This window comes from Bacteroides intestinalis (assembly GCF_003464595.1).
GTDB classification, from domain to species: domain Bacteria; phylum Bacteroidota; class Bacteroidia; order Bacteroidales; family Bacteroidaceae; genus Bacteroides; species Bacteroides intestinalis_A.
Window position 1 is genome coordinate 1 of sequence record NZ_QRZF01000022.1, and the last position, 26,708, is coordinate 26,708.

Genomic DNA, 26,708 nt, shown 5'->3' on the forward strand with positions numbered 1-26,708 from the left:
AATATATTTTCCTTTTTCCAGTTTTAGTTTTTCCAAAATATCACTCCCCTTGATCTGTTCCAGATTGTTATGCAAAACTTCAGCCATGGGTGAACCGACCACATAAGTACGTTCCTTAGGAGTACCCGCAGCATTCAGGTAACGGCGGGCATGCTCGGAGTAGCAAAGGTTCACGTCAGCAGTCACATCGACAATCCTCCGGTTCGTCTCTTCAGGAAGGCATTCGTCAAAACAGCGGTTACCCGCTTCCATATGAAAGATAGGGATATGAAGACGCTTGGCACCAATAACGGAAAGACAGGAATTGGTATCACCTAGTACGAGAACCGCATCAGGACGCATCTCTGCCATAAGTTGGTAAGACTTCGCGATAATATTGCCAATAGTCTCGCCAAGGTCCTTCCCTACAGCATTCAGGTAGTAGTCAGGTTCACGAAGCCCCAGGTCTTCAAAGAACACCTGATTCAGGGAGTAATCATAATTCTGACCCGTATGTACCAGTACCTGATCGAAATATTGATCACAACGTTTGATGGTGGCAGACAGGCGGATAATCTCCGGACGGGTGCCTATGATAGTCATTAATTTAAGCTTGCTCATTTCTGTTTATAGTTTTCAGTGTTATCACAAGGGGCAAAGTAAGTATCACCGTCAGAAGGCTCATACCATTCATTGATCCAGAACTGGGTATAGAGCTCTTCATCCCCGATATTGGTGATGTTATGGGTATACCAGACGGGCATATCCACATAACAAGGCTCATTGCCATCCAGATAGAAGTTCAGGACTTCAGCCGTACCTATCTTACGTAACTGAATACGGGCTTTTCCGCGGATAACGGTAAAACGTTCGATCTTACGGGTATGATAATGATTGCCGCGTGTGATACCGGGAACTGTAGTGGAAAAAGAGACTTGTCCGCCAATACCCAATTTTACTGTTTCCACAAACATACCGCGTGGGTCTTCGTGTTTTACCAGCTTACGGGGATAGACAGAAACAAAGTCAATATAACCGCAGAAAGTATTGAAAAGATTCACTTCATTCTTATCTTTCAGGACAGGAATGATACCCTGATCGAAATAGAGGGATTTAAATTTTTCCAATACACCTAATATCGTAGTTACTTTCTTTTCAAAGTCATAAGGAACCAAATCACGTTCAACCACCGGAACATCATTTGAAGCGGCTTCGCGTATCTTCCCAATGATATGTTTGCAGAGATTACCCACATAGATGAGATTCACCACACTGTCCTGAAGGACCTCAGGAATTTCCCCATGAGTCAGCTTATAGCAGAAGGTAGCAATGAAAGAATTATAGTTGGGACGGCCAAAAGGACCGTACACATTGGGAACGACCATACCGGTAAAACTGGCATGGTTCCGTCCCGCCCACTCTTCAAGCAGCCTACGCCCTTCGCGTTTGGAACGTCCGTATTCATTGTCGCGTTCCTCCTGCGTAGAAGAAGAGAATAACACATATGGAGTTACCTTCTCAGCTTCCATGGCGGATATCAACTGGCTTACCAAGTGGATGTTCGTATCATAAAGCACACAGGCATCCGGGTGGCGGTTCATAGCGGCCAGATGCACGATAACATCACATTCACGCACAAAAGAACGCAATTTCTCCTCGCTCTGAAAATAGGAGTCTTCAAAGGGGATACGCAGGAATTCATCAGGAAACAGGCCGAGCTCATTGTAAAGATGGGTACCTACAAAGCCGGGCTGGCCCGTTATGCCAACTCGTATCATAAAATCATTAAGTTTTTTAAGAATGAGAAAGAATTAGAGATGAAGGTCTTCGCGGATAAAGGAAAGCTTCAGGAGAAGTTGCTTCATGCCTTCCACATCCAGACGGTGGGTGTTATGGGAGTGATAGTCTTCTATACGGGAGACTTCCTCACTGCCTTCCACAAAGAATTTGTCATAATTCAGGTCGCGGGTATCACAGGGGATACGGTAGTAATCACCCATATCGATGGCCTTGGACATCTCTTCACGGGTCACCAGTGTTTCGTACAGCTTCTCTCCGTGGCGGGTACCGATAACTCTGACGTCAGCAGTACTATGGTACAACTCTTTCAGTGCATCAGCCAGGACATCCAGGGTAGCCGCAGGAGCTTTCTGAACAAACAGGTCACCGTTATGACCGTGTTGGAAAGCATACAGTACCAAGTCTACGGCATCATCCAGAGTCATCATGAAACGGGTCATGTTGGGGTCCGTTATAGTAATAGGATTGTTTTCCTTCATTTGTTCCACCCATAAAGGGATCACAGAACCACGGCTGGCCATTACATTACCATAACGGGTACAACAGATGGTAGTAGTACCATCCTCCCCCAATTGGCGGCCTTTGGCAATGGCGACTTTTTCCATCATGGCTTTGCTGATGCCCATGGCGTTGATGGGATAAGCGGCTTTATCTGTGGAAAGGACCACGACATTCTTTACACCATGTTCAATGGCTGAATCAAGGACATTCTCTGTACCAAGGACATTGGTACGAACAGCCTGCGTGGGAAAGAATTCACATGAGGGTACTTGCTTTAAGGCAGCGGCATGGAAGATATAATCCACGCCGTTCATTGCACCGTCAACGGAACGTTTGTCACGCACATCTCCGATGTAAAACTTTACTTTGGGATTCTGCAAGTGATGACGCATGTCATCCTGCTTTTTCTCATCTCTGGAAAATATGCGGATCTCCTTGATATCGGAATCAAGAAAACGACGCAAAACTGCATTGCCGAAAGAACCTGTTCCACCGGTAATTAATAACACTTTGTCTTTAAAAATAGACATAATTATAAAGATTTATTATATACATTAGCGTTCTATTTTGACGTAAGATCCAAGGTTAGCGGCCACAAGGCGGTTTCCTAATAAGTAATATCAAAAAAAGATACTGTTTTTTGATATTACTTATTAATCTAGTCCGATTGTCAAGGTTATCAATGATATTAAACCTATCTGCTACTTTAAAATATGCCAGTTCCAGTATAAACAGAATTAAAAAGATGACCCCATATGTAAATAATACATTCATACTCATTATAATTACTTCAATCCCATGATTTCATCAAGCTTTCTCAAGCATCTTTCCTTATCAAAATGCTCATCATAGTAAATACGGCCAGCCTTTCCTTTTTCATTCAATACAGATTTATCGTTTGTGAGAGTTCAATTACAAGTCGCGCCAAACCTGCAGCATCGCCAGCCTTTACATTCCATCCGCAATTAGCCTCATTAACAACTTCACTACCTTCGCCATTTAAACAGGTAATGATAGGGCGTCCCGATGCCATATATGAGCTTATCTTAGCAGGTGCGTAAAGATTAAACAATGGAGAATCCGTTAGCGATACCAACATAACATCAGCCTTTTCAAAGAACAAAGACATCGTATTTGATGGAAAACGGCCTAGTGTATAAACTGTATCTTCAAGGCCATTGTCCTTCACAAATTGCTTAACCCAGTCAAGTTTACGGCCATCACCTACAATTATCCATTTAATCTCCTTATGTTCCTTTGTGAGCAAAGCTGCTTGCATATTGCATTCGAATCCATGAGCCTCTCCAACAGCACCAGCGAACATAACCTTGAAACCATCTGGTATATCAGGCATCTCAAAATTCTTAGCAGTACTTGATGTCTCATCACTCCATTGTGGGTAATAGATAATCTTACCTTCATAATTACCATACTCGCGAATACTTTCGACGAAGCTTCGGCTACTGATCAATATCTTGTCAGAATATCTATATTCGCTCGCCACAAAGTTTTTAAAGAATCTAAGAATATATTTATTGTTTATACCACCTGCAGCAGTCAAACTTTCTGGCCATAGATCTAGCACCCAGATATAAAGAGGTACATGTCGTAACTTTTTATATAGAACAGCAGGACCCGACATCATCACTGGAGATAGTTGCTGGCAGAATACCATATCATACTTGTGCCAAATAGCATGAAATAGAATATAAATCCATGCTACAATCCAATAGCTGAAATAATTCAGCATCAGCATAATCTTATTATTCCCACGAGGAAATATTGGTAGGTGTGTTACTCTAACTCCATTTATTACCTCATGACGTTTCTTAAAAATACCATATCCATCATAAAACTTACCCGCAGGATAATTAGGTGTACCTGTCACAACATGCACATCATGGCCCTCATGGGATAAATGAAATGACACATCATTACCACGAAATGTTTCCGGATAGAAATACTGGCATACAAATAGTACCTTTTTATTTTGCATTATTTGTTATAGATTAAGGCATAAACTGATCCAACTTCTTGTATAAACTGGTCGTTGTATAACTTTAACTTATCTTTTTTTGTAGAACGCTCATTCACCTTAAACTTCTCTCGCATCTTAGAAAGAAAGGATTCCTTATTTCCACAAATAAACATATCTTCATCGTTAACTAATGGATTTTCAAAAAACATCGGAAGATCTGAAGTAATGACATCTGCACCAGAAGATAAAACCGTTGAAATAACTCCACTGTTAGAACCCATAAGATAAGGCAATAATACATATCTAGCAGATTCAACATAGGCAAGATAATCTTCATCAGTAACAAAGCCTAGATTAATTTCTGTATTCGAAGCTAAAAGTTTCATTTTTTCAATATCCAAACCAGGCTGAGGTTTTCCACAAATTCTCAATGTAGCCTTAGGCTCAATCTTATGAAATTCTGGCCATACATCCAACAATAACTGAATTCCCTTTTCTTGCCTCATTTGTCCAATAAACAAAAAATCAACAGATGAGTACTTTTTAGATGTACTTGGAAGCTTTGATAAATCCATAATAGGGAAAAGATGTTCAACAATTTTCGACTCATCTTCGTTGAAGACTTCAATAAGTTCTTTCCTTGAATTATCATTATGCACTAGCAAATAATCACCAATATTAAAGATTTTCTTACGATACTTCATTTCAGATGAAATACCGCCATGAGGCATAACATCATGACAAGTGATAATAAGCTTTGCCTTGGATGTCTTTTTAAGAAGTTTTAGAAATAAAGGAATAAAGAAAAAACTATGTCCGGCATGGGAATAATTAATTAATTGGGGTTTATCTTTTATAGAATAAATTAAAATCAAAAAATAACCCTTTAGCACCTCGATGAGTTGAAAGATCTTCCGAGTTTTCCCCTTATATTTACTAAAAGCTACATCTCCTCGCTTAAAAAACAACTTGTCACCATAATCAAATGGATAATAGTAGTTAACAAAGGCACGTTGTTTATATCCTTTACTGTCAAGCACTTTATATATAGCGTCTAAATAAAGACCCGAATTGCCGCTTGTCCCCCAGTAAATATGATAAATCATAGAGTCTATATAAAATAAAAGATACTATAGCAATAATTATACTACCTGACTTCCCAATATAACGACTGAAAAACAGAAGTTATTCAACATTCTGCCTCCAATGGCTGTATCTAGCAGAATTTGCTAGTAATTCGTTTTCCAGGCTTACTGTATTATGTCCTAATTGTTTGGCAAAAACAAGCAAAGAACTCTTAAAGCCTAATACAGTCATGTGCTTATAAGATGATAAATAAACCTCAAATGGGAACTCCATAGGAAGTTCCTTAAATTGCAGTCCTCTCTTAGTAAACAAACTTGTTATATACTCTCTATTCTCTGCCGATTGGAATGGATGGAACTTAAAATAATTCATCGAACCTGCAGCTCTTTCAATCAGAACTTCAACGAAATGCATATAAATGTCCTTTTCAATAATATTCATTTCTACAGAAGATTCGAAAATAAAGCATGGGTATTGAGGATCCAGGGAATATTTGCTTTCTATATTAAACTTAGGCCAATTAATAGTTTGCTGTTTATATCCTAGTTCCTTAAATATACTATCATTTAAAGCATAACAAACAGGATTTGACCTATCGTCATTAATAAAATCCGGTACTCGCCAACTAAAATGAGATGACCATATTCTATGTTGATAAAGAATCTTGAAAAAAAGGTCTAAAACAGATCTGTTTAGGGGTAATTGCCTTTTTTTTAGAAGACCACTTAGAACTAAAGCACCTTCTTGAAGATAATTGAATCCAGAACAAAAACTATTTGTAAAAATTAACTGTATAATACGAACTCCGCCAGGATTTGGTGCATACATTATATAATTACTATTTCCAATTCCTTCATTTATTTGTTTATCTATTTTTTTTATTGCCTTATGACAAGATAATAAGTTCTGAAAATATTTATAGCTATATGCCCATGACATATCAATTTCTTTATATTTGCCCTGAATAAGAATATTCTTATAATTTCTAACTAGGACGAATATAATATCATCTTTATTTAAATGTAAATAATCAATCACTCCCAATGCTGTCATACATGTGGTATGAGAATTGATAACAAAAAGATGTTTCATTATTTCTCTTTTTTCGACTCAATTATTTTTTCTGCAAATTCAAAATCCTCAGGCCAATCGATATCAACACCTTCTATTTCGTCAACTAAAGCAAAATAAGGGTTACTACCTATACGTTGATGATGAACCTTCCACACATCCCTCTTAAACATAAAAAATGCACTTGTCTCTTCGTATACTGGTTCAATTGTCTGTGTCCGTGGTATTTCCTTGAGATCATAATTCAAAGGTGCTCCCTTGTACCAAATAAAAGTCTGTATTTTTTTTGCGCTAAAAGCAGAATCATATCCATCATTAATAATCCTATCAATAGCATTTTCTACGGTTTCTTTTTTCATAAAAGGTGAAGTAGTGTGAGCAAGTATATATAAATCTGCATCTACGGTCTTTGCGAACTCTTCATATATTTCTTTACCTAAAGTCTCATCTCTATCCAAAAACTCTGGACGCTTCAAAAACTTAACCCCCTTTGGAAGATATTCAATAATGTCAATATTACTACAATAAACATAAACTTCATCTATTTTGTTAACATCAACTAGAGTATCAAGTATATGACACATCAAAGGTCTACCACCGAGTAATTTAAGATTTTTTCCAACAACTCTTTTACTATTAAGTCGTATAGGAACAAAAGCTACAACTTTCATATGGAAATTTTATTTTATATTTAAAAACTATTTAATACATAAAATTATTATTTATCAACATGCTTCACTAGCATTTTCTTGACTAAAAACATAAATATTAGTGAATAGATTACACCTACAAACAATGGGGAGGATGTTCCTCTTGGCATCATTAAAACACCCTGAGATATAGATATTAATACAAATCTGTATTTTAGATTAACATCAGCCTTATTTTCCAAAAAAGCGAAAAAGAGACCAAAGCCCAATGCAAGTATGCAAAAGACTAGTATCGATGCCCCAGAATAGAGATATAAATCAGAAAGAGAAGACCATCCTAATCCATTACCATCTGCATATAATTTCGGGTTCAAGTCATAACACATGTGCCCTTGAAAGGTAAGATCTTGCATATGCAGTTTTTGGTCAGATAATTTGGAATAAAGAAAAGTTGATCCTGGAATAAAAGTTTGGATGTATGCAATCCATGGATATCCATGAACAAGAGTACTTGCATGAAATATCATTAACGAAATTCCTGTAGAATACAAAAAAACTTCCAAAGCGTCAAAAATAATAAAACCTTCCAAACCGGCTCCTCTTGCGCTTAGTGAAAATATTACAAGCAAAACTATTACTCCGGCAATTACATATATGAGAATTTTTGATATTCCAATATTTTTCTCTTTAGAATATAGCCAAATACATATAAGAAGTATAGAAGCAAATGCAAATCGAGATCCACCAATTAAAACTAAAATTCCATAAAGAATGTACATTTTAAGATATTTTGGATATTCACTTTTTGCATATACATTTGTAAAAGCAAGCATCATTACGCCTACAACCGAGTTGATTACTGTTATAAAAGATTTATTGTATTCTTTTTCAGTAACATCAACTAAAGATACGCCATATCCATAAGTAAAAGCATAATAGATCTCATTCATACCTTGAATTAATATACATATTAAAATTAGAGGAAAAACAATTTTTGCAAATGAAACACATTTTTTACTATCCATCTTTCCATCAATGACTTCCTTTATAACACAGCATCTCCTCCTTGACATTACATATCCTATCGTAACGAAGTATAAAAAAGAATATACCCATGTCATCAACTCCGATACGTTTTTTGGTGTAACATTATATACAAAAAAATATGTCGGCTGAAAAATATCAAGATCATGATCAAAAACACCAACCCAGAATCTACCTCCAATAAATAGACTAAAAGCAACTAGGTACAAGAAAAATAAATTAATCTTTGCATTATTGCTATACCATACAGCCCTAAAGGAGACTATAGAGAGGACTACATAACCAACGCTATATTTAAAATTATGAACATATTGATCATTACAAATGTATAATGAAAATAAATAAACGACAGTAAGCAGGATCATCTGTGATGAGCGCGGCCTAAAAATAAAATTGTATTTATCTTGATATGCCATGCAAAAGATTAAATGATTATAAAAGTTTATTATGATTATAATATTCTGCCCACTCCCATATACGCTTTTCTACAATTATAGACATGAGAAACTATCAATAACTCCTACAAATCGAAAATTATCATCTACCACAATAAGTGAATGAATATTATACTCTCTCATCATTTCGCCAGCAAGGCTCAATTTTGCATTTTCACTTATCGTTTTGGGGTTAGTACTCATAATTTCCTTTACTGTAAGATCAAAGAATCTATCTTGCTTATCATACATTGCTCTGCGAACATCACCATCAGTTACAACACCTGCTATCTTATTGTTATCGAGAGCAACAGCAATACCTTGTTTAGTCTTACTAATCTCAATGATAGTATCACTAATTTTCTGATCGGGATGAACAATAGGTAGATTTGTAGAAACCATAAAATCCTTAACCCTTGAAAGCAATCTTCTACCAAGTGAACCACCTGGATGAAATTGCGCAAAGTCTGCCGCCTTGAAGTGGCGAACTTTTTCAAGAGCACATGCCAATGCATCACCCATTGCGAGTGTTGCGGTTGTAGATGATGTTGGAGCAAGGTTTAAAGCATCAGCTTCTCTATCGACATATACATTAAGATGGCATACAGAATATTGAGCAAGCAAAGAATTTGGATTGCCAGAAACTCCAATGATAGGAATATTACGATCAAGGAGCAGTGGTATGAATCTCAGTAACTCATCTGTCTGGCCAGAATAGCTGATAGCCATAACTACATCATCAGGCGTAAACACACCAAGGTCGCCATGATAAGCATCCAATGGGTTTACGAAAAAAGTTGGAGTACCGGTACTAGCCAATGTTGCTGCAATTTTCGCTCCTATATGGCCTGACTTTCCAACACCAGTAATCACAAATCTACCTTTACAATTATAAATTAAATCCACTGCCTTAGAGAAATCATCTGTAAGATTTGGAATCATGTCTAATATTGCCTTTGCCTCATCTTGGAAGCATTTAATGGCATACTTATTTGCGTCAATCATAAATATTCCTTTTATTTAACATCAACTATTTACAATTATGACAGTATTTTTTAAGCACCCAAAGATGTTAAATAATCAATACATTCACGTACTGCACCTTCTCCACCCTTTGCATTACAAACATAGTTTGCAACATCTTTAACTTTATGCATTGCATCAGCAGGAGCTGCTGTAAAACCACAAAGGTTCATACAATCAATATCGTTAAGGTCATCACCAATATATGCTACTTCATTAAGAGAGATACCTTTTTCTGCACATACATCACGAAGTTTAAGAATCTTATTTTCTATTCCTTGGTGTATGTTTGTTATCTTGAGTTCCTTGCAACGATTTAGAACGATATCTGATTCTCTACCTGTGATAATAACAGGAAGAATGTCGAAATCAGCCAATCGAGCAATAGCATAACCATCCTTGATATTAAATGCTTTCATCATCTCACCTTGGTTTGACATGTAAATCTTACCATCTGTGAGAGTTCCATCCACATCCATCACCAGTATTTTGATCTTTTGCATATCTACTACAACAATGATACAATTACTTGTTCAAGGTCCTTCAAATAAAGCATATTAGGGCCATCGCTCTTTGCATGCTCAGGATCTGGGTGAGCTTCGAAGAAATACCCACAAGCACCAAATGCCTTTGCTGCCAAAGCCATTGATGGTACAAACTCACGGTTACCACCTGTACTACCACCATTTCCGCCTGGACGCTGAACAGAATGAGTACAATCCATAATGACAATATCAGTATACTTCTTCATATCAGGAATATTACGGAAATCAACAACAAGATTATTATAACCGTAAATGTTACCACGTTCAGTAAGCCATACATTATCATTGCCAGTCTCTCTTACTTTCTGAACTGGAAATTGCATATCATCACCTGAAAGAAACTGAGCCTTCTTGACGTTTACCACCTTACCAGTTTTTGCAGCTGCGACAAGGAGATCTGTTTGTCGACACAGAAATGCAGGTATCTGCAAAACATCAACTACTTCACCAGCAGGAGCCGCTTGGTAACTCTCATGAATATCAGTCAGAAGTTTTAGTCCATACTTCTCCTTGATATCATTGAGCATAGTTAAACCGACCTCCAATCCTGGTCCTCTATATGAAGAGATACTAGTACGATTAGCCTTGTCAAATGATGACTTGAAGATGATATCAATACCATATTTCTTATTTAATCTTACAATCTCTTGTGCAACAATATCAAGGCATTCTTCTGACTCTATAACACAAGGGCCTGCTATAAACATAGGTTTTACTTCCATTTTTTCTTTATGTTTTTGATGATAAGTGTTAACATTTCTGGATAATACCTCCAATATTTTGGATTAAGGCTTAAGCCTTTGTACAATCCGAAGAAAATTGCTCTATTATTTCTCCAACTTATTCCCTTATGATATTTAAAGTTGGTGTACTCGTCAAACTGATTGTAACCTTCTACAACTTTTTGAATAATCTGCATTGCTTTCTTTTTGTCTTTACCACTGTTTGAATTCCACCCTCCTGACATAAATCGATAACACCCCATAACTTTATCAATATAAAATCCATTTCCGGTAGTGAGAGCGCACATAATGAGAGGCATATCACCATATGGGAATGAGGTGAGGACATCCTTTCTAAACTCTATATATTTGCTATATATTTCACGCCTCATGAAAAAGCTGCAAGTATGAAAACACCAATGTTGCCCTAAAAATTCTTCATCTACGACAGTTTTCATGGTTACTATACCCTGCTTTATTTTTGATTCTTCCCATGGTATTAAATTTCTTTTTGTAACACCATCTTCTTCTACTACTTGAACGCGATTAAAACATATGGAATATTCTGGATTAAGTTCCATCGCATCAAACTGTTCCTGCAATTTATTCGTATCAATCCAAAAATCATCACCCTCACAAATTGCTATATACTTACCTATACAGGCATCTCTCATGAGTATGTCCAATGCCATATTTCCTTTTGACCACTGGTTTTCCTTCTCGTAAATCGGCTTAATAATATTGGGATATCGTTCTGAATACTCCCGAATAATCTCGACACTCTTATCTGTAGATACATCATCATGCACAATTGCTTCAAATCGAAAATTTGTTTTCTGCATTACTATACCATCAAGACATTTCCGCAGATAATGTTCATGATTAAAAACTAAGCACTGTATCGATACCATAACAGGTCTCATATCATTTTCCATCTGTTACAATAAATTTTAGTTGTTTATGCTTCCTTCTAAAACAGTATCTTTGAATAATATTGAACATACTTATCTTTTATAGATACATAAAACTACAAATAATAATTAATTGAAAACTATCAAAACAGATTACATTTTTTAATAGTAACAATAAAAATTCCTTTAATTTCTTTATATTCTGGAAGCTTACAAAATTCACAAATAAAATATCCAATAATTATTCCCGTTATTACTTGAATTGGCAAAATAATCCAATAAGAAATTGGAATATATTTGAAAAAGAACACAGATAGAGCTATAATAAATGCAATACCATAAGAAGGAAGAATGTCTCTTAGCTGGTCAAACGATGTATATCCCAAATATTTGCCCGTATAATACGAATTCAAGAAAAAAGATATTATACATGTAATAATGAGAGCTATCAACATCATATAAATATCAAACACACCAATCACTAAGGGGATAACACCATATATTTTTTTTATAATCTCAAGTTTAAGAAATAAATCACTCCTCCCTTGAATCTGTAACATATTTAGATTGATTGCATGTATAGGATAAGTAGACATTGTTATACAAATGAATGGCAAATAAGATGCAGCTTCTCTCCATTGCGGTCCAATAAAACAATAAATCAAAGGATCAGCAATAGCCCCCATAAATATCATACTTATAGAAGATACAAACATTGTCACTTTTATAACACGTCTATAAGCTTCTATCATTCTCTTTTTATTATCTTGGATTTCAGCAAGAGCAGGATAACTAACCCTTTGAACTATTGCAGTAATGTTAGAAGAAAAAATATTAGCATATTCCTTAGATCTTGAATACTGACCCAATGTTGATGGGCTATAGTACTTACCAACAACAACTTGATAAAGCTGATTCCATATATTATTTAATATACCACTTAGCATCAATTTTGAACCAAAGCCCCACATATAGCTAAAGCTATTTTTATTAAACTTGAAACATGGTCGCCATTTATTCAGAATCCACAATATTATTGAATAAAACAGTGTTTGAGATAATTTCTGACCAACCAAGGACCATACACCAAATCCAATAAAAGCCATAATAACACCTATTATTCCACTAACTATAGCAGATATCAAAGAGGCTTTTGTTTTTGTTTTGAAATCAAGTCTCTTTGTTAATACTGTCACTTGTGTAATGGACAAAGCCTGAAAAATCAACATGACACCCATTGCACGTACCAAAAGGATCAATTCTTCTCTGTCAAAAAAAACAGCTATTAGAGGAGAAGACAAAAAAAGGAGTAAATAGAGAACTAAACTTATAATCATATTTGTAATGAACATTGTATTATAGTCATCGTACGATACTTCCTTCTTTCGAATTATTGCATTACTAAAGCCACTGTCTACAACGCCTGCTAATACCGTTGTAAATATTAAACAAATACCTATCAGTCCATATTCAGCCGGTGTAAGTAAACGAGCAAGAACTAAACCAACTAAAAATGTTACGCCTTGACCCAAAAAAGCATCTGCGGCACTCCATCCGACCCCCTTAATAGTTTTATTTTTTAATGACTCTTCTACCACTTTTTATATTACTCATGTCCAGGACAAATAATCTTGTCCATGGAATTGTTTTTAATTTTATCTAATGATTTTAATGCTTCTTGGGCGTTTCCATTCTGAAGTTTTGTGAATACCTTCTTCCCTGGAATATATGCATCTCCTGTAAATAACCATTCACCTATAGAATAGCACATGCATGACCAATCATGCCCAGGAGTTGCGAAAGCTCGTATTTCAGTATTGCCTATGTTTACCCTTACATCATCTTTAAGAACACAGATTTTAGCTTTTGAACTAAGTATCATTTCATTCTCATGATAAGCAGACAAGTTGTCTGATGGACTATACAAAGATTTTGATCCGAACTCATTTGTATATACTGGTACAGTTGGATGAAATGCCAACAACTCGTTCAAGCCATATATGTGATCATAATGCACATGAGTAAGCAAGATTGTCTTTAATTTGAATGGAGCAATTATATCAAGTATTTCTTTGGTATCTCCTACATCTATTATTACGCAATCATTAATTACATCATCATATACAATATAACTTACCGACCTAAATACTGTATTGACATGGGAGAAAAGATGTAACATCAAGTTACTATTCGCAATTTATCATAGTTGCACCCCAACTGAGACCGACTCCAAAGCCTGCAAGGAGCACTTTGCCATGAAGTTTATTCTCCTTCTTTGCTTCAGCAATTGCAATAGGTACAGTAGAAGATACAGTATTGCCTACCTTCTCCATGAAGATATAGAATTTATCCTTATCTATCATCATAAGCTTACGAAGGTAGTTAATCATATATTTGTTTGCCTGATGGAATATCCAAAGATCTACATCATCTTGAACCATATTCTCTTTAGCCAAGAGTCCCTCTACCATAGGTGGTACAACATCCGATGTAAAGTTGAATACTGCTCCGCCGTCCATGAAGAGATTATCATCCCACTGTATATTCCCGTTTTCATCAATAGATTGATTTCCTGTCTTCTCCGGGTTACGAGAGCCTCCTGTATTGACAATCAGATTCTTTGCACCTGAACCATCTGTACCTAATACAAACTCGCCAATTTCTGCAAATCCTTCTGTCGAAATCAAAGAAGCGGTTGCTGCATCACCAAAGATTGTTTGGTTGCCTTTATCTTCTGGATGAATATACTTGGTATAAGTTTCTGCTGTTAGAAGCAATATATTATTTGCGATTCCACTTACTATTAAGCCCTTTGCAACAGCTAAGCCATATTCGTAACCAGAGCATCCAAGATTAAAATCAAAAGCGCCACATTTTTTGGATAAACCAAGGCGATCCTGCAAAATACAGGAACTGGATGGCAACTTATAATCTACACTCTGAGAACAAAGCAAAAGAAAGTCAACCTGTTCTTTTACCTTTGGATTCTCTGCAAATAACTTTTCTGCTGCTTTATACGCCATATCAGCTGCAGTTTCATTTTCAGCAGAAAGATGGCGCTCAGTGATACCAACTTTTTTTGCCACTTTCTCAGCCGACCACTCAAGAAATCTTTCCGATATCTGATCGTTTGTAAGTATCTGTTCAGGCAAATAGTAATTGATTGCCTTAATATATACTTTATTCATTATTTTCAATTTAGTGTATAACCTCCATCTATTAATAATGATGAGCCAGTCATCCATTTGGTAGCATCTGATAACAGGTAAATAGCAGCATATCCAACTTCTTCTGGTTTACCATACCGTTTCATTGGATATCTTGATTTATCTATTTCCAGTTGTTCTTCGCTTATCTCGCTATTATTAAGCAAGTTACTCTCTACCATTCCTGGGGTGATGGTATTAACCCTTATCTTTCGAGGAGCAAGTTCCAATGCTATAGCTTTCGTAAAGCCCTCAAGCGCTCCTTTTGTAGCTCCATAAATTGAGCCACCAAGATAGCCACATCTTACACCAGAGATAGAAGATATCATAACGATAGAAGCTTCTTTTTCTAGTTTCTTGCCCTGTACGAGTGACCTAATTAGTCTAATAGAAGAGAATGCATTTGTTTGAAACAACCTCTCAAGATCACTCTCATCTGCAAATTTCAAAACTTTTGTTTCAACGATACCTGCACAACTAACAATACCATTCAATTTTGGAAGGCTAGCAACCAAATTCTCTATTGCATCATTGTTGCTTAAATCAGCAATAACCATCAGATGATTATTACCCTCCAAGCTATCCAAAGTCTGTTTCAGTCTTTCTTCGTTACGCGCAGTAATAATACAATTGGCACCAACAGCAGCACATTGCTGTGCCACTGCTTTGCCAATGCCAGACGATGCTCCTGTAATGAGTATTGTTTTGCCTGTTAAGCTAAATATATTCTGCATTAAAGCTTAGATGCTACCAAATCATACAAGCTCTGAATTGTATCAGTAGCTTTGATTTCAGAATTAGTCAACTTAATGCCATACTTCTTGTCAATCATGTTGAGAATAGCAAGACCAGTAAGGCTACTCCATTCCTCAAGACTCTCACGATAGTCTGTTTCAGGCTTGAACTCCTCAAGTTCTGTTTCATCAAACTGATCGGCGAAATCCTTAATGAACTCATTAATTTCCATAAATCTTATTTTTTTATTTGTGAATAATTATATTAATTGAAATAATACAAGAATACGATTGAACCTTCCAAAACAGGTTTTTCTTGACCTTCTATTTCAAAGGTACATTGGATATTAGTCTTACAGATATTTCCGAGGTCTTTTGCTGATTTCAATGTTGCAACCATTCGCAACTTGCTATCAACCAACACTACTGATTTATAAACCATTTTTTCGATGCTGTAATTCACCAAATACTTGAGATTTCTAACCTCTAGTATTTCATCCAAAAGACAAGGAAGAAGAGATAACGTTAGATAACCATGAGCGATAGTAGTTTGATATGGACTATTTGTCTTCGCTTTATCTGCATCAACATGAATCCACTGATGGTCATGAGTTGCATCAGCAAACTGATTAATCATATTCTGATCTACAAGCAGCCAACTTGACTCACCTAATTTTTCTCCAGATAATTGAAGAAAATCCTCGATCGTATTGATTATTACTTTGACCATAATTTTAGAAATGCTTTGTCCAATCCATTGCGTCAACAATAATTTTTCGCTCTTCTGATGGCTTTTCTCTCGTTCCCACCAACTTTACAGGGTTGCCAAAATATATACCCCATGGTTTAAGGTTGCGGTTGACTAGTGAATTTGCACCAACAACTGCACCTTCGCCAATTGTTACACCTGGCATAATTGTAGAATTAGCACCTATATATGCATCATCATGAATTGTTACATCGCCATATCGCGTCATGCGAGTGTCACCTGGAAGCTTCTCTATTGCATAATAGCCATCAAGCTCATAGGTCGAAGTTAAGACTTTCGATCCAGGTCCAATAAAGACTCTATCACCAATATATGTGTTAGCGCCACCTTCAATTAAACAATGCCATGTAACAAGACTGTATTTTCCAATTTTTAGAGACTTACCTGCATCAATAAAAGCAAAGTCGAACAAACGGCAATGGTCATCAATCTCTGCATTTTGTGGATGAATCATCTTGAACATAGGATATATTGAAACACCCTCGCCAACATATTTTATTTTATCTCTAAGATTATCACCCATTAAATCAAAACTCATATTCTTGTCTTTTTCCATAACTCTATAATCGATTAAGTTCCATTTCTTTTTTCATATCTCGAAGCATGTCCAAGAAAAAGTATTTAGGTTCATATCCTAAGTCCCATTTCGCCTCATCGATATTCATAATATATTGAGGAGCATTCGGCTTTTCTGGAGAGAACAAAATCTTAGATTTTTTATCACCTCCAAATACTTCAATAAATCCTTTGATTTGATCTAACAAAGAAGTGCCAACACCTGTTCCTATATTATAGAATCCGAAATCTTTATCCACGAAAGTTGCCTTGTAGAATTCCTGACATAAGTCTTTAACATATACCATATCTTTCTTTCTATTTGGATCACCCCACACATGAATGTCATCACCTGCAATAGCTTGATCAATAAGTATTCTCCATGCTCTTTTTATCTCCTTACCTTCTTCAAAGTAAGGTTTAGAATTCCAAGAATAAATGGTTGGTAATCTAAAGATAAAACTACGTTGGTTGAATAATCCGTGGTAGCACTTTATAAGTTCAACACATGTATTCATTGTGGTAATATATACACTTTTAGAATCTGTATAGTCCTGTAAAGGAGTCATTTCGACTTTTAGTTCCGGTGTTTCCTCTGATCTGCATAAAATATCACCAAAAGTTTGAGCAAATAGAATTCTGTTTACATTCTTATTTTTACAAAACTCCAAAACGTTAAATGTTCCTCCAATATTCACATCTAAATATAACTTTGGATCGAAGCCTTTCATTCGAGCAGGCATAATAGTAGCAAGGTCAATAATTGCATATATATCCTTTGGAAGACTATCTACTTGTTCTTTTTTACTAATATCAACCTGATGGAACTCTGATCGTTCTTCTAAAAACTGACTTCCGCTCAAGTCGGCAGTAATCAGTTCAATATTATGTTCTTCTTTTCTTTCATAGAAATAATCAACAAGATATCTACCTATCGCACCATTTGCTCCAAATACTAATATTTTCTTCATATCGAAATGTATTTATTTCAGTTTATTTTAATTTTCAGCCAGTCACTCTGATTTACTAGTGCATGATTAAGATCTTTGCGGCTATCAAACTTGAGGAATAATGTCCCGATTAATGCATTTGCACCTGTAAAGGGCCTTACATCATCACCCTTCTTATATAGGATCATTTTGTCAATGACATGATTGAAAAAAGGATCTTCAATAACAATATCTTCAAACTTTCCGGGCAATAGAGAATGCATAACTAAAATTGCATAATGTCCATCATACTGTGCTTCTGATAAAGTTTTAGGTTCTAAACCAACGGCTTTACGTACCTCTGCATCAATTATGTTTTGCCCAGTAGCATGTACCAACATCTCTGCAAGACGGTTGCCTCCTGCTCGAGGAGAAACTTCCATTAAGTATAGCTTACCATTTTTGCACAATCTAAACTCAATATTAAATATACCTGTTCTTACTCCTAAAATTGAAAATAGTCGCTGAAGCTCTGACTTTAACTCATTTTGATAAGAAGCAGATAATGACGAAGGCCATACTTCTCCTGAAGGAACATAAGGATTTCGAGATTCTTGGTCGAAATATTGATCATATAGCCCATTAAAAACAGCTTTACCATCTATTGCAAAGGATTCAGATCCACAAGAAAGTCCTTCCATTTCAAGAAAATCTTCTATTATAAAATGTTTCTTATGTGAGAACTTTAATGCATTTTCTACAGCTTCACGTAGCTTTCCTTTTGTCTCAACTTTACATACACCCTTACTTCCTGCCGAATCAACAGGCTTTACAATGACTGGCCATAAAAATTCATCGAGATCCTTCATTGCGTCTTCTATCGTTGAGTATCCCTTAGCATGAGGGCAATTAAAATTGTTCTTCTGAAGAAAATCACGGAATAATGCCTTATCCTGAAGTATTGATGCAGCTTCGTAAGAACACTGATAAGGTAATCCCATTTTCTCTGCGATATAAGCTGCAGTCAAAGCTCCCGAATCAGTAAACGTAAGAACACCATCTATATGCTTAGCCTCTGCCCATTCAAGAATGTCCTCTTTGTCTGTTGTACTGAAATTGACATACTCATCAGAAGATTTATGAGCAATATTATCAGGAAGATAATCACAAGTAATTGTATATATTCCATACTCCTTGGCTTTCTTTATTACTGGAAGCAACAGAGCATCGCCACCCAACAACAGCAATTTCTTCATGACAGAACTATTTTAAAATGCAATCAATAATTCTTTGCATATCGTTCTCTGCTAATGTATAATACAAAGGCAAGCAAAGAATACGACTAGCTAAATCCTCAGAATGAAGCATTGGTACGTAAGGCACCAGCTTGGTGAATGTGTTCACTGAAGGATAGAAATATCTTCTTGGAAAGATGTGTTCCTCATTCATTTTAGCCTGAGCCTTGAGAAGAGACTCTTCATCCTTGAATACTACAGGGAAATAGCTATAGTTGCAACAACCATTAATCTTTTGAAATGAAAGTGAACTATCCTTAGAGAGTTCATCCCTATATATCTTATATTTACGCTCACGATCTGCAAGGGCAGCATCAAGATACTTTAGGTTGGCAAGACCAACAGCAGCATGAACCTCAGTCATCTTGCCATTAGTGCCATCTTCAACAATATCTGCATGATTCTCGAAACCAAAGAAGCGAATTCTTCTAAGCTTCTCATCAAGTTCCTTATTGAGCGTGAAGACGCCACCACCTTCTGTTGTGTTCAGTATCTTTGTAGCGTGGAAACTTGTTACAGAGATATCACCATAATTGAAGATGCTTTGACCTTTGTAGTTTACACCTACAGAATGACATGCATCATAGATAACCCTGAGATTGTGAGCCTTTGCAATGGCATCAATTGCCTCAATATCACAACAATTACCAAATACATGTACTGGCATAATAGCAACAGTGTGGTATGTAATTTTTTCTTCAATCTTCTTAGGATCCATGGTATAAGTCTCAGGATCTACATCCACAAATACAGGAGTACATCCCTCCCAAAGAATTGAATTGATAGTAGCAATGAAGGTGAAAGGTGTTGTAATAATCTCACCACCCTTGAAATTCAAAGTACGGATTGCCATCTGAAGTCCTATGGTACCGTTAACACAAGATACAAGATTTGGTACTCCAAACTTCTCTGCAGTTTCCTTCTCGAAACGTTGTACCAGAGGGCCGTTATGAGTCATGATGCCTGTTTCCCAAATACCTTTCATCAATTCTGCTACTTCCTCTAAAGGAGCCAAGGTAGGCTGGGTAACATAGATATTCTTTTGTTCCATTATTATCTTTGTTTCAAATTTTTGCTAACTTTCTAAATTGCCCAACGAGCGTTTCTTGAGTATGAAGGATGTCATACTCTTCTTTTCTGGTCTCACCTGATTCCACGCATGCGACAAATCTCTGAATAGATTTAAGGAATGCGTCATCTGCAGGTAGTTCTCTAGTTTCAATTTCCTGATTCTTCTTAATGGTATAAGAAGGAACGAATCCTGCAGGAGCTGTCAGGATGCGTCCAGATGTGATTGTTCCTTTACTTCCCCAAATTTCAATTTCGCAACGATAGTCATTATCCATTCCAAATGATATCTGAGCTATATCGCCATTATTGTTAGACATTGTGGCTGATCCATACATCTCAACTTCAAAACCATCAATATTGTTAACCTGTGCTGTAACAACCCTTGCAGTATCGCCAAGGAGATAGCGAGCATACTTCATACAGTAACCGCCTGCATCAAGCAAAGCGCCACCACCAAGTTTCTTATTGTAACGGAAGTCGTTCAACTGGCGAAGGGGGAATCCAAATGATATACGATATAAACGTATATCGCCAATCTCTTCACTCTTCACAACATTATTCAGAGCATCAAGCTGAGCATGATATATAAACATATAATTCTCATGGAGAGCAAGACTCTTCTCGCTTGCAATATGAATGAGTTCATCTGTATCAGCAAGAGATGTTGTTGAAGGTTTTTCTACAAATACATGTTTACCTGATTCAAGCGCCTTCCTTGCCCATTGGAAATGAAGTGCGGGAGGAAGAGGAATATATGCAGCATCAATTTTGTCTGACGTTACAAAATTGCCATAGCCAACAATGATTTCACCACCATACTGATCAATAAAAGATTGAGCTTTGGCACGCTCACAAGCCTGCTGCTCATCAATAGCCTTTTGTGAGATATTGGAAAGATCACCAAACCATTCCTCAGGACTTGCAATACCAATGGCTGCAAATTGTATCTTATCACCAGCATTTTGCAATGCAGGAAGAAATCTTCTGAATGCAATTTCAGAAGGACATATAATTCCTATTCTAATCATAACAGTTTATATGACAAGCATGAAATCAAGCCTCGAGCCTGGATATTCAAGTAATTATTGAAGCGAAGGAACTTGTATATCTGACGGAGAGTCATCCAAGTATAACGCTCAGGTAATTCCATTGGAAAGTCATCACCTACCTCAATAATCATATTACGATTTTGCTCTTTGTAGAATCGACCACCTTCTTCGGATTGAAGTGTATCAAAAATAATTTCCTCTTTTGGTGCATTCAGTACGTATTCAGCGAAGTCTGGCTTATACACATTTTCGTCATATACATTGCCTGTTAAGCATTGAACAGTAGGTGCCAACTCAATCACATCAAAGTTACCACATTCTAATTTTGCTTGCATAAGGAAATGATATACGCCATTGATCTTTCTAATAATAAATGCGCATAATCCATATTGCATAGGTTCAACCAATGGTTGGCACCATGATGCAACCTCACGATTTGAGATAGTAACATTCACACCGATGATACGGAAGAATTTCTTATCATGGCGCACAATCTCTGTTTCTGTTTTCTCCCATCCTGACATATCAAGAACAGGACAATAATCAACGAAAAGGTCGTATTTAGCTTTTAAACCTGTAAGCCATGAAAGGTGATCGCGAGTGCTAATATAGGCATGATTTGTTTCGGATGAAAGAATCATGTCCTTTCCGAACTGAGACATACCTTTCAATCCATCAAGTGGAGTAACATAATCAGATATCTTCAAACCAGACAATACTGTACGTGTATCCATATTCACCATATTGTCATAGTACATCAATTCCTTAATCTGCCCAAGTGTCATCCACCGAAAATCTTCAAGCACAGGTACATCTTCATCTACTTTGATGATGATATTGCGATTGCGCTTACGCATAAACCGTGCACCTTGTTCAGATTGTAACTGATCAAGGATGATATTCTCAGGCTTTGCATTTACGAAGTATTCCAGATAATTAGGAGATTTACCAGAATGTACGCGTGAATAATTACTCTTGGTTGCCTGAAGTGTTGGAGAGATTTGAACGCAGTTCACATTCCCCGGTTCTATCTTTGCCTGCATCAGGCAATAAAGTACGCCATCAATTTCCTTGGTCAATATACCAAGATATCCAACTTCTGGCTGAAGTATGATTGGCTGACGCCAATGACGCTTATCTCCATAGTCGGTATTGACATCAATACCAACAATAGAAAAAAAACGGCCAGAATCATGACGAATAGAACCATCATCCTCAGAATGCCACATCTTCATTTCTGAAAATGGTATTCTCTCAACCTTTACTTCTACTTCGCGATTTCGTCTTTCTATCCATTGACGAATCTCTTCCGTAGAATTGAAAGGATTCATGTTAGTTAAAAGTGAACGTATAATCATATTACTTCAATATATCTTTTTCATCTACTGGTGCATAAGGACCTTCACGTGTTTCAGCTTGTCCAAGATTATTCAGTACCCCATTATTTACAGAAAAGCAGATAGCAATTCTACAAAATTGACAAATAAAAGATTTAAGGCCTCTGCATGAAATACTGTGGCATATATCTATGTCTCTGTCCCCACAAAGAGTAACGGCTCTTGGCTACCGCAATCTTCTCCTCAATAGCCTTGGTAATACCCATTATTGGGATGCCTCTTTGTCTGTGCTTAAGCAAATGACTGCCAGCCTCAATGGCTGCAGTGAGGACATTGTTAGTACCAATAACATAAGTCTTTACGACCTCCATGGGAAAGAATTCGTATGAGGGACCTGCTTGAGGGCAGCAGCATGGAAAATATAGTCAACTCTAGGCATCGCATTGCGACAAGACTGAAGGTTTCGCACATCACCAACAAAAAACTTGATTTTATTTGCGTATTCAGGATATTTCACCTGATACTCATGGTGCATATCGCCCTGCTTCTTCTCATTACGAGAGAATATGCGGATCTCGCCAATATCAGTTTTAAAAAAACGATTCAATATTGCATTACCAAATGAACCGGTACCTCCAGTGATCATTAAAGTCTTGTCTTTGAAAATACTCATAGCTCTATATAGATTGCAAATTTCGTTAATTATCCATCTATCTGATATCGAAACACATACTCATTAAGCATTATCTAAAACAAATGATTAATTTTCCTTAGATTTTTAGGTAATTGATTTAAAAATGGGCTGATTTCGTATTCTAGAGGCTCAAAGGCGATATCAAATTGATATTAAATGGCGATGTTTTTGATTTCAGCAATCTTATATATCACTAACATTCAACGAATTACAACAACAAAAAAAAAAAAAAAATAAGCAAATGTGAGGTACATCCTGATAGTTAGCAAGGGCTAGTTCTCCATTTTCTCTTTTGCAGTATGCTATATCCTGCGGAAAAGGCCCTTGATATACACCATGGAATCAAGTGAATGGTTCTTGATATTGGCAAAAAGAAACTGAAAGCAAACAAAGTCTTTCTCTGTCTTTGTATAGCGTTGTTATATTCCTGTCCATCCGGAATATCTTGTCCATTTATACCTGTGATCCCATCTGCATCTGTGGAGTAGTCTTTCAATTTAAAGAAAGGACGGCGCATATGAACCAGACAGGCTATCCGACTATTAGTTCGCCTACATCATAGCACTTATACAGCTGGACTCCATCACTATGGACATATAACTTGTCGTTGACATCTCTCAAATTGTGTTGTTCTGCCTCCCTTGTCTTATGACCATGCTTGTAAAAATCAAACTGAGTAGTTAGCGTCCAATTTTTGCCGTACTATAATATATAGACAATCGCCAGAAAGCTGTTCTCCATTAAATAAGTTCAAAAAAAGAACTGATTTTAAAAGTTTATTATTACCCAGTCCAATAATCATTGGAAGAAAACATTCTTTCGTACTTGCATACCATGAAAAAAACTTAAAAAATAGCACTTATTCAAGCCAGCTTCGTGGCTCAAATTCCACTGCTAGATGTAAACGCCATTGCTCATATAAATATCCACCATAATACGGAACGATTCCTGAGAGGAAGCTGGTTGAGACATCTAAGGCTCCGGCTGCTCTGATTGACCGGAATCAGGATGATCTGACACTTTTACTGAAATTAACTTGTAACGTGTATTTTTGTACCATTTTTCAAACAGGTTATAAGGTACTTTATTTCTCAAACAAAAAGCTTGAATTGACTCTTTACTAGTCACCACTTCCAATTTGTAGCAAAGGAAGAAACTTATAAAATCACTGTTACTATACACATAAATAGGAGGGGAAGGTAATTACAGCAAAAAGGTTTCGATTTCATTCGAATTATGCTAGACATCATCTTGGGACCCTAACCATGTTTAATACAAATGACTATTGATCCTTTTTTATTACAAACAGTATTAATATAAAAAAATTACCTAAGAATAATCCTATATTTTAGTCAATATAGTGACATGGATACGGATTCTCTTCAATGTTCTTAAGTACTTCAATAATATCTATTTGTTCAGAACTTAAAGTGCTATTACCCCACTGAGTCATAATAGCATGAACCTGCTGAAGCATAGATTCGTCATAAACTTCACCATAAGTATAAGTCAGCAGACGAACCTTAAGTAAAGAATCAGGAAGTTTCTCCAAAATATTATAGATTCGATCTAAAACAGCTTGTTTTTTCTGCCCTTTATCTCCATAATCATAAATGGTAGCATTATAGCCCATCAGAAGAGCCAGACACAAATTGGCTTCTTCCTCAATATTGGAACTCTGAGAGGAAAAAAGGGAATCGGACTTGACGAGAAGTTCCTTATTTAACCGACAAAAAGTATCGGAATAGATAGGTTCACCGTCCATACCAAGATACATCAGCTCATGAGCAGCATGTTGAAGCTCAAGAGCACGAGAAAGTAAAGAATTCATTTGGTATATGATTAAAATATGATTAATCTCAATTAAGATAAGACTACTTTATCATCTTCAGATAAGATTTAGGCACTTTGACACTGGCAACTAAAACGCCCTTGATACGAATAACGACATAAGTTTTATTGGATTCCGTAGCTATTTCACCTTCAATGCCACAAAAATCCCCTTTAATGACCTTCACTTTATTTCCTATAGCGAAAGGCTCAGTATCAAAACTAACCCCATCAGGATTCAAGTCCATAACAAACATGAAGTCTTCCATTTGCTTATTGGGGACAATCAGCATGGAATGGGTGGAAAGATCCTTCATATAAAAAAGCTGGGCACTATAAACATTAGAAATATCACAAGCCACCTGTTTGGTGGCACAAATGAAGATCAAATTCCGAATGACAGGAACTTCACTACGCTTACGACGATATTTCAGTTGTGATATAACAATTCGCGTGGGAAGATAGTAATCAATATCCAAATTTTCCTCAGATTTAAGTTTATCTAAGAATCTTCGGACTGCAAATTCTTGCTTATCACGAGTACGAGCTGCAAACCAATATTTTTGATTTTCAACCACTTATATAAAGTAAAAGGAGAATTTCACGATTATTTCGGGTGCGCTTCGCGGTTTGAATGAGACATATTCTCTTCCAAACCGTACAAACAGGTATTCCAGCTTAATATACTGTAAACAAACCTATTAAAATCAAAAAATGACTTTTAATCGTTCGTTTAATATACGTAAAGATTTACAAAAAAGAAAAAGCTTAGAAAGCACAAAAATGAAAGGATATTAAATTCCTTTATTATTAGTGATATAATACTGATTATTAACTATTTAACTGTGATAAAATATTCATTTAGGAATATTTTTATTAAACACCTTGCAAGTTCAAAAAATACCCATTACCTTTGTGCCCATTAAACGAACGTTTTTTAAACACCCCTTTTTCTCCACACCATCCACCTATATATCAACTACATACACCACATTCAAAAACTTTCAGAATCATTTTTTCTGTCAAACCTATCTATTTTCAAAAATAGCATAGTACTTTTGTCATTTTTTTACATTTTATACGTATTTAAATATTTAACTAAAAAACAAGAAAAATGAAAAAAGAAATGAAGGCTGAAAACCTTGAAAAAAAGAGCCGGAACAGGCACAGAAATTAACTTCAAAGAACAATGTATCAGAGACTAAGAGAAAACCCGGACGCCCTAAAAGTAAAGCAGTAAGAGGCATCCTCCATAAAGATCGGAAAAAGGGAATGAAACTCTTACTCAATTTAAGAGAAGAAGGATGCTTTGGTAATAAAAACGAAGTATCTATAAAAGAATTCGCAGAATGGGCAGCAAAAGGTAAGTTCTTTCTATCTGCTCAAGATAATCATTTAGTTTCAAAGACAATAGAAGAGGAAATGGGAGAAATATTAAGAAGCGAATTTCCTCGTAAAATAAATAAAAGAGGAAAAACATCAAAAGAATAATCTA

The 26,708-nt window shown here is 36.2% G+C and carries 27 protein-coding genes and 1 pseudogene; 1 reads left to right on the forward strand and 27 read right to left on the reverse strand.

The window, feature by feature from the left end; genetic code table 11:
* From DWW10_RS21700 to DWW10_RS21835, 27 genes and pseudogenes are all read right to left on the reverse strand, one after another.
* The coding region (locus DWW10_RS21700) for a UDP-N-acetyl glucosamine 2-epimerase (protein WP_182021513.1) at window positions 1–600 on the reverse strand (600 nt) is incomplete at its 3' end.
* Window positions 597–1,757, reverse strand: a complete 1,161-nt coding sequence (locus DWW10_RS21705; RefSeq protein WP_022394449.1) for a polysaccharide biosynthesis C-terminal domain-containing protein — start codon at window positions 1,755–1,757, stop codon at window positions 597–599. The genes DWW10_RS21700 and DWW10_RS21705, both read right to left, overlap by 4 nt.
* A 33-nt stretch (window positions 1,758–1,790) precedes the next feature.
* Entirely contained in the window at window positions 1,791–2,810 is a 1,020-nt protein-coding gene (locus tag DWW10_RS21710; protein ID WP_022394450.1) for a polysaccharide biosynthesis protein, read from the reverse strand.
* Window positions 2,811–3,160: 350 nt separating this feature from the next.
* On the reverse strand, window positions 3,161–4,276 hold the full coding sequence (locus DWW10_RS21715) for a glycosyltransferase family 4 protein (RefSeq protein ID WP_022394452.1): 1,116 nt from the start codon (window positions 4,274–4,276) through the stop codon (window positions 3,161–3,163).
* Window positions 4,276–5,364: a glycosyltransferase family 4 protein gene (locus tag DWW10_RS21720; protein WP_022394453.1), complete on the reverse strand. Its 1,089-nt coding sequence runs from the start codon at window positions 5,362–5,364 to the stop codon at window positions 4,276–4,278. The genes DWW10_RS21715 and DWW10_RS21720 overlap by 1 nt, the downstream gene beginning before the upstream one ends.
* Window positions 5,365–5,443: 79 nt before the next feature.
* A complete protein-coding gene (locus tag DWW10_RS21725) occupies window positions 5,444–6,436 on the reverse strand; it encodes a polysialyltransferase family glycosyltransferase (protein WP_022394454.1) in 993 nt (330 codons plus the stop codon).
* Window positions 6,436–7,086, reverse strand: a complete 651-nt coding sequence (locus DWW10_RS21730; RefSeq protein WP_022394455.1) for an acylneuraminate cytidylyltransferase family protein — start codon at window positions 7,084–7,086, stop codon at window positions 6,436–6,438. The genes DWW10_RS21725 and DWW10_RS21730 overlap by 1 nt, the downstream gene beginning before the upstream one ends.
* A 47-nt stretch (window positions 7,087–7,133) precedes the next feature.
* Complete coding sequence (gene wzy / locus DWW10_RS21735; protein WP_022394456.1) at window positions 7,134–8,525, reverse strand: O-antigen polysaccharide polymerase Wzy; 1,392 nt, start codon at window positions 8,523–8,525, stop codon at window positions 7,134–7,136.
* Between the two features lie 75 nt (window positions 8,526–8,600).
* Window positions 8,601–9,548 carry a KpsF/GutQ family sugar-phosphate isomerase gene (locus DWW10_RS21740; protein WP_022394457.1) on the reverse strand — a complete coding sequence of 316 codons (948 nt, stop codon included), beginning with the start codon at window positions 9,546–9,548 and terminating at the stop codon, window positions 8,601–8,603.
* A gap of 50 nt (window positions 9,549–9,598) precedes the next feature.
* A complete protein-coding gene (locus DWW10_RS21745; protein ID WP_118421069.1) occupies window positions 9,599–10,069 on the reverse strand; it encodes a KdsC family phosphatase in 471 nt (156 codons plus the stop codon).
* 5 nt (window positions 10,070–10,074) lie between these two features.
* The gene (gene kdsA / locus DWW10_RS21750) at window positions 10,075–10,833 is read right to left on the reverse strand and encodes a 3-deoxy-8-phosphooctulonate synthase (RefSeq protein ID WP_022394459.1); all 759 of its coding nucleotides are present in this window, start codon (window positions 10,831–10,833) and stop codon (window positions 10,075–10,077) included.
* Window positions 10,824–11,768, reverse strand: a complete 945-nt coding sequence (locus DWW10_RS21755; protein WP_022394460.1) for a glycosyltransferase — start codon at window positions 11,766–11,768, stop codon at window positions 10,824–10,826. The genes kdsA and DWW10_RS21755 overlap by 10 nt, the downstream gene beginning before the upstream one ends.
* A 119-nt stretch (window positions 11,769–11,887) precedes the next feature.
* Window positions 11,888–13,342, reverse strand: a complete 1,455-nt coding sequence (locus tag DWW10_RS21760) for a lipopolysaccharide biosynthesis protein (protein WP_022394461.1) — start codon at window positions 13,340–13,342, stop codon at window positions 11,888–11,890.
* 8 nt (window positions 13,343–13,350) lie between these two features.
* Window positions 13,351–13,923 (reverse strand): MBL fold metallo-hydrolase, encoded by a 573-nt coding sequence (locus DWW10_RS21765; protein ID WP_022394462.1) that lies wholly within the window; start codon window positions 13,921–13,923, stop codon window positions 13,351–13,353.
* A 7-nt stretch (window positions 13,924–13,930) separates the two neighbouring features.
* A complete protein-coding gene (locus tag DWW10_RS21770) occupies window positions 13,931–14,932 on the reverse strand; it encodes a ketoacyl-ACP synthase III (protein ID WP_022394463.1) in 1,002 nt (333 codons plus the stop codon).
* 5 nt (window positions 14,933–14,937) lie between these two features.
* The gene (locus DWW10_RS21775) at window positions 14,938–15,684 is read right to left on the reverse strand and encodes an SDR family NAD(P)-dependent oxidoreductase (RefSeq protein WP_022394464.1); all 747 of its coding nucleotides are present in this window, start codon (window positions 15,682–15,684) and stop codon (window positions 14,938–14,940) included.
* Window positions 15,684–15,917 (reverse strand): acyl carrier protein, encoded by a 234-nt coding sequence (locus tag DWW10_RS21780; RefSeq protein ID WP_022394465.1) that lies wholly within the window; start codon window positions 15,915–15,917, stop codon window positions 15,684–15,686. Before DWW10_RS21780 ends, DWW10_RS21775 begins: the two co-directional genes overlap by 1 nt.
* 32 nt (window positions 15,918–15,949) lie before the next feature.
* Window positions 15,950–16,414: a MaoC family dehydratase gene (locus tag DWW10_RS21785; protein WP_022394466.1), complete on the reverse strand. Its 465-nt coding sequence runs from the start codon at window positions 16,412–16,414 to the stop codon at window positions 15,950–15,952.
* 4 nt (window positions 16,415–16,418) lie between these two features.
* Window positions 16,419–17,009: an acyltransferase gene (locus DWW10_RS21790; RefSeq protein ID WP_022394467.1), complete on the reverse strand. Its 591-nt coding sequence runs from the start codon at window positions 17,007–17,009 to the stop codon at window positions 16,419–16,421.
* 4 nt (window positions 17,010–17,013) lie between these two features.
* Window positions 17,014–17,979: an NAD-dependent epimerase/dehydratase family protein gene (locus DWW10_RS21795; protein WP_022394468.1), complete on the reverse strand. Its 966-nt coding sequence runs from the start codon at window positions 17,977–17,979 to the stop codon at window positions 17,014–17,016.
* Window positions 17,980–17,996: 17 nt separating this feature from the next.
* Window positions 17,997–19,193, reverse strand: coding sequence for an ATP-grasp domain-containing protein (locus DWW10_RS21800; RefSeq protein ID WP_022394469.1), 1,197 nt, complete (start codon window positions 19,191–19,193; stop codon window positions 17,997–17,999).
* Window positions 19,194–19,200: 7 nt separating this feature from the next.
* Complete coding sequence (locus tag DWW10_RS21805) at window positions 19,201–20,283, reverse strand: DegT/DnrJ/EryC1/StrS family aminotransferase (protein WP_022394470.1); 1,083 nt, start codon at window positions 20,281–20,283, stop codon at window positions 19,201–19,203.
* Window positions 20,284–20,296: 13 nt separating this feature from the next.
* Entirely contained in the window at window positions 20,297–21,331 is a 1,035-nt protein-coding gene (locus tag DWW10_RS21810; protein WP_022394471.1) for a Gfo/Idh/MocA family protein, read from the reverse strand.
* Entirely contained in the window at window positions 21,328–22,710 is a 1,383-nt protein-coding gene (locus DWW10_RS21815) for an NDP-hexose 2,3-dehydratase family protein (protein WP_118421070.1), read from the reverse strand. Before DWW10_RS21815 ends, DWW10_RS21810 begins: the two co-directional genes overlap by 4 nt.
* A gap of 134 nt (window positions 22,711–22,844) precedes the next feature.
* Window positions 22,845–23,362, reverse strand: a pseudogene (locus DWW10_RS21820) (polysaccharide biosynthesis protein).
* Between the two features lie 1,369 nt (window positions 23,363–24,731).
* The gene (locus DWW10_RS21830; protein ID WP_022394474.1) at window positions 24,732–25,214 is read right to left on the reverse strand and encodes a UpxZ family transcription anti-terminator antagonist; all 483 of its coding nucleotides are present in this window, start codon (window positions 25,212–25,214) and stop codon (window positions 24,732–24,734) included.
* 43 nt (window positions 25,215–25,257) lie between these two features.
* Window positions 25,258–25,791 carry a UpxY family transcription antiterminator gene (locus tag DWW10_RS21835; RefSeq protein ID WP_118421072.1) on the reverse strand — a complete coding sequence of 178 codons (534 nt, stop codon included), beginning with the start codon at window positions 25,789–25,791 and terminating at the stop codon, window positions 25,258–25,260.
* Window positions 25,792–26,485: 694 nt separating this feature from the next.
* On the opposite strand from DWW10_RS21835, the gene DWW10_RS21840 reads away from it, so the two are divergent.
* Complete coding sequence (locus DWW10_RS21840; RefSeq protein WP_022394476.1) at window positions 26,486–26,704, forward strand: hypothetical protein; 219 nt, start codon at window positions 26,486–26,488, stop codon at window positions 26,702–26,704.
* Window positions 26,705–26,708: the final 4 nt, after the last annotated feature.